Here is an 11,650-nt window from a genome sequence, read left to right as displayed (position 1 = left end):
ATGGCCCATCCAAGGGTGGATCATGGGCCATAAGTGACCCCGCGTTGCACTTGTTAACGGCGGCGCGGGCCAACTGCTGCGCCCACGAGTGCGCCGAGACCGACCCCCAAGAGGATCCCCAAAAAGGGTGAGTTGAAGATCAACTGCCCTACGATCAGCCCCACGGCAGCACCCAGGAGGCAGGAAATCCACAGCTGATTGTTCATTCTGCCTCCAGTTGATCAGGTACGCGGCACTACTCAGGTACGCGGCACTACACGACGCGAACCGAGGACCTTCTTCCGCGGGTTCTCCCCCGATTCCATATCCGCCTCACGAACAGCCGACCACGATGCCGAGACCAAGTACACCTGGCTCACCAGGTTGAACCAGATGAGCAGGCCTATGATGATGGCGAACGACGCCAGAACGGGGTTGTTGCCGGAACGGGCAAGAAGTTCAGTACTGAAAAACTGCAGAACGGTGGTTCCTACACCTGCCAGCACTACTCCTTCAAGGAACGCGCGCCGGGTCAACGAAAGGCCACCGGCGACGCGGAACAGCACTGCCGCCGTCGCGCAGTTCAGCAAAAGCGGAACCGCAATTTTGATGACCGCGGCGATCGGGGCGGCAACGTTCTCGTCAAGGTGAAGCAACTGGAAGAACCAATCCGCCGCTGTTCCAAAGACCAGGGAGGCACCGGCACTGACCACGAGGATGACGCCGAGGAGCAACAGGGTGCCGGCGTCGATGAGCTTCTGGACAATGGCGTTGCGCACCAAGGGGCCCTCGTTCATGACGCCCCGCAAGCCTTCCCTGACGCTCGCGATCCAGCCGAGGGAGGTGAAGATGGTGACGGCAGCAGCGATGACCGCAGTCCAGCCCAAGCCTGAGGGATTGAGCAGCGATTGCGGATCCACCAGGCCTTCGCCGCCATTGACCTGCAGCAGTCCGGGCGCTGCGGAGGCAACGCTTCGAATGACCGCGTCCTCCAGAACCGGGTTCCCGCCCAGGACGATGCCGGCAATGGCGAAGCCCGTGGTGAGAAGACCTGTTACGGAGAAGAACATGTTGAAGCCGATGCCGGCACTCAACAGGGGCCCATGCTGGCGCGTGTAGTGCTGGAACGAGCGCATGGCCCGGTTGGTGTTCAGCCGCGCCATGAAAAGCGCGAAGAAAGCACCGGCCTTCTTCAGCGGCCCTTCCCCGGCGCGCTTGGCATGACCCCAATCCTGCCGCTTCCGGAGCAGCTCGAGCTTGAGTTTCGCCAGTTCAGTTGGCAGTGGAGGAGCGTCTGCCTCCGCGGCCTGGATCCGCTTGCTGTTCTTCGTCAGTATCGCCGCCAAAGTCGAGCTCTTCCCGTAGCTGCCAAATTCCGTTGGTGTCGTGCTCGTAAAGTCCCATGCTAACCACAGGGAAGGTGGCTCGGTAATCTCTGAGGACCGTTTCGGCCTCATCAAGATTTTCCTGGGCGACGTCGTGCGCCACGGTCACGTGCGGATGGTAGGGAAAAGGAAGTGTCCGTTCGAGGGGACCGCTCTGGAGTTTCTCGTGCAATTGCACGCATTCCTCAAAGCCCTCTTCGACATTTACGAACACCACGGGCGAGACGGGCCGAAAGGATCCCGTGCCGGAGATCGTGATGTGGAAAGGCTCCTGGTTGCGGGCTACTTCCCTCACGTGTTCACGGGTAGCCGCCCAGTCCTGGGTGGGAGTGGTGGTGATCAACGTGATATGGGCAGGAATGACCTCAGCCATGGGGTCCCCGAAGGAAGCCCGCCATTCCTGGAGCTCACGGGCTATCTCCGGCGGGAAGCCGAGGATAACTCCCACGCACATGGCGTCACCGGCGCCGCAATCAGCGCCGGCGACAGCAGGCTGGCGGGAGTCGTCAGGACCCACACCGTTGCGGGTGTCGGTCTTGACGTTGAGCTGGCCAGCGGCGCACATGGACTTAGAGGGCTCCCTGGTTACCGAGGTCCCCGCGGTAGGGCAGGAACCCAACCTTGGAGTAGACGTCAGCGAGTGTGGCAGAGGCGATTTCCCGTGCCTTGTCCGCGCCGTGTGCCAGGAGACGGTCCAATTCCGCGGGATCGGCCAGGAGTTCGTTGGCACGCTCACGGATGGGTGCCAGATGCCCGGAGACGAGCTCGGCCAGGTCCACCTTCAGGTGTCCGTACATCCTGCCCTGGTAATCGGCCACGATCTTCTCCACCGGAGTACCACTGATGGCCGAGTAGATGGTCAGCAGGTTGGACACGCCTGGCTTGTTCTCACGGTCGTAGCGGATCTCGGTTTCGGTGTCCGTGACGGCTGACTTGATGCGCTTGGCCACGGTCTTGGGGTCGTCCAGCAGGTTGATGAGACCGGCCGGTGATTCCGCGGACTTGGACATCTTGGCTGTGGGGTTCTGGAGGTCGTAGATCTTGGCCGATTCCTTCTGGATAAAGGCCTCAGGTACCTGGAAGGTCTCCCCGAACCGGCTGTTGAAGCGGTTGGCCAGGTCCCGGCTCAGCTCCACATGCTGCCGCTGGTCCTCGCCCACCGGTACACCGTGCGGCTGGTAAAGGAGAATGTCCGCGGCCTGCAGAATCGGGTAAGTGAACAGGCCAACACTGGCATGGTCCGACCCCTGCTTCTGGGCCTTGTCCTTGAACTGGGTCATGCGGGCGGCCTCGCCCATGCCGGTGATGCAGTTCAGAACCCACGCCAACTGGGCATGCTCCGGCACCTGGGACTGGACGAACAAGGTGCACTTTTCCACGTCAACGCCGCCGGCGATGTACTGGGCAGCAGTGATCCGGGTGCGACGGGCGAGTTCCGCGGGATCCTGCGGAACAGTGATGGCGTGCAGGTCGGGGATGAAGAAGACCGCGTCGTACTCGTCCTGCATACGGACCCAGTTGACCAAGGCGCCGAGGTAGTTGCCCAGGTGCAGCGAATCAGCGGAGGGCTGCATGCCCGAGAGCACCCTGTGCTTGGCGCCAACTGCCAGTTTGGTGGACGTGCCGGCAGCCGTGGCGGTTTCAGTGGTGGAGCTTGTCATGGAGGAATACCTTAGGGAACTTGGAGCCGGTAGTCGACTACCAGCGGTGCGTGGTCGGAGAAGCGGGTGTCCCACGAAGGCGCCCGGTCGACCACAGCGGAGAAAGCAGCTGCAGCGAGGTCCGGGGTGGCCAGGTGGTAGTCGATGCGCCAGCCTGTGTCAGTGTCAAAGGCCTTACCGCGCTGGGACCACCAGGTGTAGGGGCCGGCGACATTTCCTGCCAGGCCCCTGTGGACATCCCTCCATCCGATTTCTTCGCCGAGGAAGCGGTCAAAATAGGCCCGCTCCTCAGGGAGGGAGCCGGCACGCTTGACGTTGCCCTTCCAGTTCTTGATATCGAGTTCCGTGTGCCCGACGTTGAGGTCGCCAACCACCAAAGCGTGGTCGCTGTGCTTGGCGAGCTCCGGAAGCCGGGTGATCATGGCATCGAGGAAGCGGAACTTGTCATCCTGCTTCGGCGTGCCGACTTCGCCGGAGTGCACATAGGCGCTGACCACCGAAAGCGTGGAGGAATCCCCCGCCGCGTTCTTGACGTTGAAGTCGGCTTCAACCCAGCGTCCTGAGGTATCGAAGTAGGAATCACCGATCCCCACGCGGGTTGCCGTGGGTTCCTCACGGGAAGCAATGGCAACGCCTGCGCGGCCCTTTGCTTCAGCTTCGGTGTGGAGGATGTGCCAGCCTTCGCCGATCAGCTTCCGGACGATATCGTCAGGAGCGCGGACTTCCTGCAGGCAGAGAATGTCGACCTCGCGCGGCTCCAGCCATTCCGCCATGCCGTTCTTATAGGCAGCCCTGAGGCCATTGACGTTGACTGATGCGATGCGAAGGAAGTCCTTCTTCAATGCCGTACTCACCCGCTCTACTCTAGTCGATGATGGTGCCGGCAACGGGCTCGTCGGAGCCGCCGGAAGACTTGATCATATCCCTGGCGTTGGTGGCCGTAATCGCGATGGTTTCCAGTGCGCGGTTGATGGTGTCCTCGTTCGCAGCAGCACCCTTGGCCCGCTCCTCATCGACCACCCGGACCTGGACCTGGACGATCTTGAAGGAGTGGTCCAGCTTGAGGTCCCGGACTTCGTCCGCCTGGCTCCGTTCTGCGACCACGCGGGTGCCGCCGTTGTCAGCAATGTTCGACGACGGCGCGCGGCCGGCTGCTGCGTTGAACGCATTTTGCGCTTCGGTCAGCTTTGCCCCTGCCCGCTGGGCTGCCCGCCGGATACTCAGGACCACGAAGGTGGCCAGGGCAAGCCAACCGAAGGCCACCACAGCCACGACCCAACCGACGACGTCGTTCTGGTTGGCCGCGAAGATGACAGCTACCAGGAAGGCGATGATGACGACAGTCATCCCCAGGCCGCCAATGCGGAAGCCCTTGAACATGCCTTTGCCGGCGGGAGACGTGGACGGGTGCGGGTCACCGAGAGATTGCATATCCCCATTCTCTCAAACGCACAATGGTGCCCCGGACGCTTCCACGGACGGCGAACACGCGAGTTTTTGTACAGCTAATGCCCTTAAGAGGCCCTGATAAGAGCGTTATCTGTACAAAAACTCCATCATTTGAGGAAGAGTCGGCGCAGCCTTCCTGTGGTGAGCATGATTCCCAACGCGATCATCACCAGGTAATAGCCCACGTGGATGGCGGTCGCGGGCGTGAAGACACCCACACTGATCTGCCGCAGAAGCTCCACTCCGTGCCACAGGGGCATGGCCTGGATGAACCACTGGATCGGCTGCGGGTACACGCTCAGCGGGTAGAAAGTGGCACTGAACAGGAACATGGGCAGCAGGAAGAAGTTGATCCAGTCCATCTGCTGGAAAGTCTTCATGAAGCTGGTGATGCCCATGCCGAAGCTCGCGAAACCAAACGCGATCAGCACCGACGCCGGGATCACCAGAATGGCCCACCAACTGGTGAGCAGCCCCATCACTCCCATGACCGCCGTGAAGCCTGTGGCGTACAGCAGTCCGCGCAGCAGCGCCAGGAAGATCTCCCCGATGGCTACGTCCAGCGGGCCCAGCGAGGTGTAGAGCATCCCTTGGTACAGCTTGGCGAAGTTCATCTTGAAGAAGACGTTCCATGTGGAGTCGTAAATGGCCCCATTCATGGCCGAAACCGCCAAGAGCGCGGGGGCAATGTAGGCGGCGTAGCTGATTTCCGCGCCTCCCGGACCTTGGACGGTGCCCACGATCGAGCCCATTCCCACGCCCATGGCCAGCAGGAAGAGCACCGGCTCGAAGAACCCGGACACCAGCACCAACCAGGTGCTCGATTTTGCCGCCATCAGGCCGCGCCCCACCACGGCCCTGGCGTTGCGGGAGTACAGGGAACCAAACTTCCGTTCCCGGGCAAGATCGGTGGCGCTGTGCCCGCCTGTCAGGACGCTCATGAACCCATCCTTTTGACGAATTGGCGGCGGACCAGCACCCAGCCCACTACTGCGGCCGCCACCAGGAATACCGCATGCGTGATGGTCAGCAACGGGTTCTCGTCCAGCCCGTAGGTAAACACCCTGCCCAGCTCGGTGCCATGCCAGACCGGAGAGATCCACCCGATCCAGCGCACAGCCAACGGCAAAGTGTCCAGCGGAAAGAACGTCCCCGAGAACAGGAACAGCGGCATCACAATGAAGCGCTGCACCAAGGCGAATTGCCCTTTGTCCTGGGTGATGCTCGCGGCGTAGGCCATCAGCGGCAACCCAAAGGACAGTGCAGCCACAGTAGCCACCAGCGCAGAGACCCAGCCCCAAGGGCTCGGTGACGCACCAAACATGGCCACCACCGCGAAGTAGACCAACGATTGCAGCAGGAACCTCAGTGTGCTGGCCATGATGTGCCCGCTGGCGATCTGCCGCGGGGTCAATGGCGAGGCATGCGGCCCGTAAAACACCCGGCGCCACTTGAACCCGTCCGTAATGGGGTAGGAGAACTCTCCCGACGCCGTCATCACCGCTGCGGAGACCAGCAGCGCCGGCGCCACGAACTCCAGGTAACTCACCCCGCCGAAGGCAGCCACACTGTTGGCGTCCACCAAACTGGCCAGGCCAACTCCCATGGCGAACAGATACGCCACGGGCTGCCCCACGCTGTACAGGATCACGGACCAGCCGTAATTGCGCATGACCCGGAGGACTTGCTCGGCGTAGAAGAAGGAACCCCAACGGCGCGCCCTGGCCGCCGAGACGGCAGGTGGGTGGGCCCGCAACGGGGGCACCGCCGTCGTGCTTGGTTTGTCAGTCAACGAGGCTCCTGCCCGTCAGCCGGAGGAACACGTCCTCCAGCGAGGACCGGCGCACCAGCGAGGTCAGCGGCCGCAGCCCCCGGGCGGTGACCTGCTCCAGTGCGGCCTCGCCATCGTGCGCGTAGATCAGCACGCGGTCGGGGAGCGTCTCGAGACGCTCGCCGATGCCTTGAAGTTCGACGCCGATGGTCGCGTTCCGCTCGGAACCGAACCTGAGCTCAAGTACTTCGCGCGACGAATGCTCGCGGATCAATGCAGCCGGCGAGCCTTCGGCCATGATCCGGCCCTTGTCCACCACGATGAGCCGGTCGCAAAGCTGCTCGGCCTCGTCCATGTAGTGCGTAGTGAGGATGAGCGTGACCCCGCTTTCCTTGAGCCTGAACAGCCGGTCCCAGAGAATGTGGCGCGCTTGCGGGTCCAGGCCGGTGGTGGGCTCGTCCAGGAGCAGGATGCGGGGTTCATTGATGAGCGAGCGGGCGATGGTGAGCCGTCGCTTCATGCCGCCGGAGAGCGCATCAACCTTTGAGGTGGCTTTGTCCGTCAGCTGGGCGAATTCCAGGAGTTCATCGGCCTTGGGCCGCAGGTAGCTCAGGGGCAGCCCGAAGTACCGGCCATAGACAATGAGGTTCTCGCGGACCTTGAGCTCTTCGTCCAGGTTGTCCTGCTGTGGAACGACGCCCAGATGCGCGCGGACCTCGGGGCCATGCGTCTCGGGGTCCAGGCCCATGATGTTCAGCGAGCCGGACGTGCGTTGGGAGACGCCGCCGATCATTTTCATGGTGGTCGATTTCCCGGCGCCGTTGGGCCCCAGCAGGCCGAAAGACTCCCCCGCCGGGACGTCGAAGGAGATGTTGTCGACAGCGGTGAGCTCACCGTAGGTCTTGGTGAGGTTGCGTGCGCTGATGACTGAAGGTGAGTTCATGTCGAAGCTGGCTTGTGGTGATTCCGGCGAGGCAGAGCGGATTGCTTCATTGTGCACCCTCAGCAGACTAGTAGCGCCGGAGAAGATGTGAAAGATCTATTCCGCAAATTTATTGAATTTAGTCGTCCCCGCGAGCGCCGCGTGTTCCGGAAAAGATGGGCTGAACCGCGTCACGAACCTGCGTTCCGGCAGACCGTCCATATATGGAGCGAATCGCCTCCGCGATGAAAGGACGAGAATGGCCAGCCGAAATACCCGAACCACCCCGCGTCCCACGGATCGTGACACTGGCCCGACGTTGACTTCCAAGCTGGGAGCCGAGGCCCTTGGTACTTTCGTCCTGGTCTTTGGTGGCGTGGGCACCGCCCTGTTCGCAGCGAACTTCCCGGATACAGCGAACGCGTTGGGCGTGGGGTTTCTCGGCGTATCACTGGCGTTCGGTCTGACCGTCGTTGCAGGCGCCTACGCGTTTGGCCACGTCTCCGGTGGACATTTCAACCCGGCTGTCACCATCGGGCTGGCCGTTGCCGGGCGGTTTCCCGCCAAGGACATCGCAGCATATATCGTGGCCCAGGTTGTGGGCGGCGCGGCAGCCTCCAGCGTGCTGGCTGCCATCGCGGCAGGGGGTCCCAACGGCTTCTTCACTTCCGCCCGGGCCAGCGGCTTCGCCTCCAATGGTTTCGGTGATCACTCCCCCGGAGGCTTTGGCCTCGTCTCGGCCCTGGTCATCGAGTTTGTGCTGACGGCGGTCTTCGTCCTGGTCATCCTCGGCGTCACGAACCGGCGTGCTGCGCCAGGGTTCGCTGCACTTGCCATTGGCCTCAGCCTCACGCTGATCCATCTGGTCAGCATCCCCGTGACCAACACTTCAGTGAACCCGGCCCGTTCCATCGCAACGGCCCTCTACGGCGATGGCTGGGCGCTCGGGCAGCTTTGGGTCTTCATAGTCGCTCCCATCGCCGGCGCCGTCGCAGCAGCGGCGCTCTACCGTCGTGTCTTTGAAGGGACAACGAACTGATTCCGGACCTTCAGGACGACGGCTGCGAGCGCAGTACCTCCAGGCGCTGCCGGAACTCGGTTTCGTCAATCTCCCCGCGGGCGTACCGTTCCCGGAGCACGCCTTCGGCGCCCTGCGTTGCCGCCCACTGATGGTTGCGCCGCCAGGTTCTGCGGGCGGTGAAGATGACCAGGCCGATCACGATGATCCAAAACAACGGAAACAACAGGAAGAACGGCCACGCGACACCGTCTCCCCAAGGACCATGGGCGGCGACGACGGCCGGGAGCTGGGCAAGGGAGCTTCCCAGTGTGGTGGTTTCCCCAACGGTGGACGTCAGTGCTGTGAACATGTCAGTGATCCAAACTCTCTGCGCCGGATGCGGCGTGAACCGTCTTTCGGCTCTGGTTCCAGTCTGTCCAGCAGCGGACCGAAAGGCGTCCGACGTCGGGAGTCACCTTGCGGTACCCGCCTACTCCGGAGGGAGTGGGTCAGCTGCTCCAGCCTGGCTTCACCAGCCCGGACTCGTACGCCAGCACCACCAGTTGGGAGCGGTCCCTGACCATCAGCTTGGTCATGATGCGGGATACGTGGGTTTTGGCGGTCAGGGGCGTGATGAAAAGCCGTTCCGCGATCTCCGCGTTGTTCAGCCCCTCCCCTACCAGCGCCAGCACTTCCCTTTCGCGGTCAGTGACCTGGTCCAGCGGGACGACCTTCCCTGCGGCGCGGCTCTGTGAGGCGAGCTGTGCCATGATGCGCCGGGTCACGGAAGGCGAGAGCAGGGCGTCGCCGTCGTGGACCACCCGGACTGCCCGGATGAGTTCCGCCGGTTCGGTGTCCTTGACCAGGAACCCTGCCGCGCCCGCTCGGACGGCCTCGGCAATGTACTCGTCCAGTTCGAAGGTGGTGAGGATGATGACCCGCGTTCCCACCAGGGCGGGGTCGCCGAGGATCCTCCGGGTGGCGGTCAGGCCGTCTTCGTCAGGCATCCGGATGTCCATGAGGATGACGTCGGGCCTGTCCCGGTTCGCGAGGCGGACGGCATCGCGCCCGGTGCCCGATTCCCCCACAACCTCCATGTCCGGTTCGGCGTCCAGGAGCGCACGAAAGCCTGCCCTGATGAGGGTTTGGTCGTCGGCCAGGAGGATGCGGATCATGGGCGGGTCCCTTCGGTCTGTAGCGGCAGGCTCGCTTCGATGCGCAGGCCGGGATGCAGTTCAATCAAAGTCAGCGATCCCCCCAACGCGGCCACCCTCTCCCGCATCCCCGTGAGCCCGTTGCCGGGTAGCGCGCCACCCATGCCACCGCCGTCGTCCCCAATGGTCACCGTAAGCGCACCGGCAGCTTGGGCGAGACGCACGACGGCGGATCGGGCACCTGAGTGCCGCCCGACGTTGGTGAGGGCTTCCTGGACGATCCGGTACGCAGCTTCCTGCTGTGCGGGACCTACGAGCCGGGGTTCGGAGTTGTCATCCAGGGCGACCACCAGACCGCCGACCTCCGCGTTTTTCACGAGTTCCGGGATGCGGGCCAGAGTGGGCCGGGCAGCTGGTGCGAGTGGGATGTCTTCACGCAATACGCCCAGGAGCTGGCGGACTTCGGTGAGTGATTCCTTGCTGGCGGCCTTGATGGCTTCGAGGGCGGGCCTGAGCTTTTCGGGATCGTCGGCGCCAACATGCAAGGCCACCGACGCCTGCACGTTGATCATTGAGAGGGAGTGCGCCACGACGTCGTGGATGTCCCGGGCCAGGGTGAGCCTGTACTCGTCACGTTCGGCTTTCTGTGCGTCCAGACGCCGGCGCCGGTATTCGGCGAACCGTTCGCTACGGCGTCGTATCCCCTGCCCGATCAGCACCAGGATCGCTGCCCATGCCACACCGGCTGAGGCGCGCACCGGCCAGCTTTCGTCCCCTGCCAGGAAGGCCACTGCGATGACAGCGGCAGCGGCGATCCCCGCCCCGGTCCAGGCTTGCCAGCGAAGGCCCGCAGCCGCCGTCATGATGATGGCCAGCGCCAAGGACAGGACGATGGGCCCCCAGGCGTAACCCAGTGCCAGATAGGCACCGGTAGCGAGAAGCGCGACCGGGAGCATCGCCCGGGGCTCACGCTTCCGGAAGGCCAGCCCGGCCGGACCGGCGAGCAGCAGCAGGACCGCGAACGCGTCCAAGGGCCGAGGCGCGGCCTGATGGCCGGCCGAGAAAAGCGTTCCCACAATCTGGATCACAGCCACAGTGATAACGATGAAGCTTGTGGGCGGACCCGCGAAGCGGCGGCCTTGGAAGCGGCCTGGGCCGGGGAATTGCTGTGGCCCCGGACGCCGCCTGGGCTCAGGGGAAAGGGGCTGCATACACAGAGCCTAGCTTCGGTGGTGCTTTTAGTCGTCGGATTAACGGAGCAGGGCGCCTACTCCGTGGGGAGTAGGCGCCCTGCCGGGGTTTGGCGAAAGCTACGCGAGGCCGGCCTGGCGCTCGGCGCTCTCCACGACGTTGGCGAGCAGCATCGCGCGGGTCATCGGACCCACGCCGCCCGGGTTCGGGGACAGCCAGGCGGCGACGTCGGCAGCAGCCGGGTCAACGTCTCCGGTGACCACAGCCTTGCCGTTGCCGTCGTCAACGCGGCTGACGCCGACGTCGAGCACAATGGCACCCGGCTTGAGGTCCCCGGCCTTGATCATGTGCGGCACGCCGGCAGCGGCGATAACGACGTCGGCCTGCTTCAGTTCCGCGGGCAGGTCCACGGTTCCGGTGTGGGCCAGGATGACCGTGGCGTTGACTTCCTTGCGGGTCAGCAGCAACCCGATCGGGCGGCCGATGGTGACGCCACGGCCGACCACGAGGACGCGCTTGCCCTTGAGGTCGATGTTGTGGCGGCGAAGCAGCTCTACGCAGCCCTTGGGCGTGCAGGGCAGCGGGGACTTCATTTCGCCGTTCACGTTGGCCACCAGGCGGCCAAGGTTCATGGGATGCAGGCCATCGGCGTCCTTGTCAGGGTCCATGGCCTCGAGAATGACGTCCTGGTCGATGTGCTTGGGCAGCGGGAGCTGGACGATGTAGCCGGTGCACTCCGGGTTCTCGTTGAGTTCCTGGACAACTTTGAGCAGGTCTTCCTGGGTGATGTCCTCAGGCAGGTCACGGCGGATGGACTGGATGCCGACCTCGGCGCAGTCCTTGTGCTTGCCGCCGACGTACCAGGTGCTGCCGGGGTCTGAACCCACCAGGATGGTACCCAGGCCCGGGACGATGCCTTTGCCGGCCAGGACGGAAACGCGTTCGGTCAGTTCTGCCTTGATGGCTGCGGCGGTGGCCTTGCCGTCAAGGATCTGTGCGGTGGACTGTGTCATTCCATCTGCTCTTTCTGGTGGGTGACCTGTTGGCTCATGCCAACGGGATCCACCGCCGTAGGTGTGGCGGCGGATCCCGTCGGCACCGGTTCAGTGACCGGGTAGTGCTTATTCAGCCCTGGGAA

General features: G+C 63.6%; 14 protein-coding genes. 1 reads left to right on the top strand and 13 read right to left on the bottom strand.

Features of this window, described 5'->3' with window-relative positions; all coding sequences use genetic code 11:
• Nucleotides 1–53: 53 nt before the first annotated feature.
• From N5P29_RS06275 to N5P29_RS06235, 9 genes are all read right to left on the bottom strand, one after another.
• Nucleotides 54–206 carry a hypothetical protein gene (locus N5P29_RS06275; protein WP_262277776.1) on the bottom strand — a complete coding sequence of 51 codons (153 nt, stop codon included), beginning with the start codon at nucleotides 204–206 and terminating at the stop codon, nucleotides 54–56.
• A gap of 33 nt (nucleotides 207–239) precedes the next feature.
• Nucleotides 240–1,325 (bottom strand): YihY/virulence factor BrkB family protein, encoded by a 1,086-nt coding sequence (locus tag N5P29_RS06270; protein WP_262277775.1) that lies wholly within the window; start codon nucleotides 1,323–1,325, stop codon nucleotides 240–242.
• A complete protein-coding gene (locus tag N5P29_RS06265; protein WP_262277774.1) occupies nucleotides 1,252–1,929 on the bottom strand; it encodes a 2'-5' RNA ligase family protein in 678 nt (225 codons plus the stop codon). Before N5P29_RS06265 ends, N5P29_RS06270 begins: the two co-directional genes overlap by 74 nt.
• A gap of 4 nt (nucleotides 1,930–1,933) precedes the next feature.
• Nucleotides 1,934–3,025 (bottom strand): tryptophan--tRNA ligase, encoded by a 1,092-nt coding sequence (trpS, locus tag N5P29_RS06260; RefSeq protein ID WP_262277773.1) that lies wholly within the window; start codon nucleotides 3,023–3,025, stop codon nucleotides 1,934–1,936.
• 11 nt (nucleotides 3,026–3,036) lie between these two features.
• Entirely contained in the window at nucleotides 3,037–3,879 is an 843-nt protein-coding gene (locus N5P29_RS06255; protein WP_262277772.1) for an exodeoxyribonuclease III, read from the bottom strand.
• Nucleotides 3,880–3,889: 10 nt separating this feature from the next.
• A complete protein-coding gene (locus N5P29_RS06250) occupies nucleotides 3,890–4,456 on the bottom strand; it encodes a hypothetical protein (protein ID WP_262277771.1) in 567 nt (188 codons plus the stop codon).
• 125 nt (nucleotides 4,457–4,581) lie between these two features.
• Nucleotides 4,582–5,415 carry an ABC transporter permease gene (locus tag N5P29_RS06245; RefSeq protein WP_262277770.1) on the bottom strand — a complete coding sequence of 278 codons (834 nt, stop codon included), beginning with the start codon at nucleotides 5,413–5,415 and terminating at the stop codon, nucleotides 4,582–4,584.
• Nucleotides 5,412–6,266: an ABC transporter permease gene (locus N5P29_RS06240; RefSeq protein ID WP_262277769.1), complete on the bottom strand. Its 855-nt coding sequence runs from the start codon at nucleotides 6,264–6,266 to the stop codon at nucleotides 5,412–5,414. The genes N5P29_RS06245 and N5P29_RS06240 overlap by 4 nt, the downstream gene beginning before the upstream one ends.
• Entirely contained in the window at nucleotides 6,259–7,188 is a 930-nt protein-coding gene (locus tag N5P29_RS06235; RefSeq protein WP_262278517.1) for an ABC transporter ATP-binding protein, read from the bottom strand. The genes N5P29_RS06240 and N5P29_RS06235 overlap by 8 nt, the downstream gene beginning before the upstream one ends.
• 238 nt (nucleotides 7,189–7,426) lie before the next feature.
• Here N5P29_RS06235 and aqpZ point away from each other — a divergent pair, with 238 nt between their 5' ends.
• Nucleotides 7,427–8,206 (top strand): aquaporin Z, encoded by a 780-nt coding sequence (aqpZ, locus tag N5P29_RS06230; protein WP_262277768.1) that lies wholly within the window; start codon nucleotides 7,427–7,429, stop codon nucleotides 8,204–8,206.
• A 10-nt stretch (nucleotides 8,207–8,216) separates the two neighbouring features.
• Here the strand turns inward: aqpZ and N5P29_RS06225 are convergent, their stop codons facing one another.
• The 4 genes from N5P29_RS06225 to N5P29_RS06210 all read right to left on the bottom strand — a co-directional run bounded on the left by N5P29_RS06225 (nucleotide 8,217) and on the right by N5P29_RS06210 (nucleotide 11,525).
• Complete coding sequence (locus tag N5P29_RS06225; protein ID WP_262277767.1) at nucleotides 8,217–8,537, bottom strand: SHOCT domain-containing protein; 321 nt, start codon at nucleotides 8,535–8,537, stop codon at nucleotides 8,217–8,219.
• 139 nt (nucleotides 8,538–8,676) lie between these two features.
• Nucleotides 8,677–9,342 carry a response regulator transcription factor gene (locus tag N5P29_RS06220; RefSeq protein ID WP_262277766.1) on the bottom strand — a complete coding sequence of 222 codons (666 nt, stop codon included), beginning with the start codon at nucleotides 9,340–9,342 and terminating at the stop codon, nucleotides 8,677–8,679.
• Nucleotides 9,339–10,532 carry a sensor histidine kinase gene (locus tag N5P29_RS06215; protein WP_262277765.1) on the bottom strand — a complete coding sequence of 398 codons (1,194 nt, stop codon included), beginning with the start codon at nucleotides 10,530–10,532 and terminating at the stop codon, nucleotides 9,339–9,341. The genes N5P29_RS06220 and N5P29_RS06215 overlap by 4 nt, the downstream gene beginning before the upstream one ends.
• 99 nt (nucleotides 10,533–10,631) lie before the next feature.
• The gene (locus N5P29_RS06210; RefSeq protein ID WP_262277764.1) at nucleotides 10,632–11,525 is read right to left on the bottom strand and encodes a bifunctional methylenetetrahydrofolate dehydrogenase/methenyltetrahydrofolate cyclohydrolase; all 894 of its coding nucleotides are present in this window, start codon (nucleotides 11,523–11,525) and stop codon (nucleotides 10,632–10,634) included.
• Nucleotides 11,526–11,650 lie beyond the last annotated feature (125 nt).

It is taken from the genome of Paenarthrobacter sp. JL.01a, from assembly GCF_025452095.1.
GTDB lineage: Bacteria > Actinomycetota > Actinomycetes > Actinomycetales > Micrococcaceae > Arthrobacter.
This window is presented reverse-complemented; position numbering and strand designations above follow the sequence as displayed.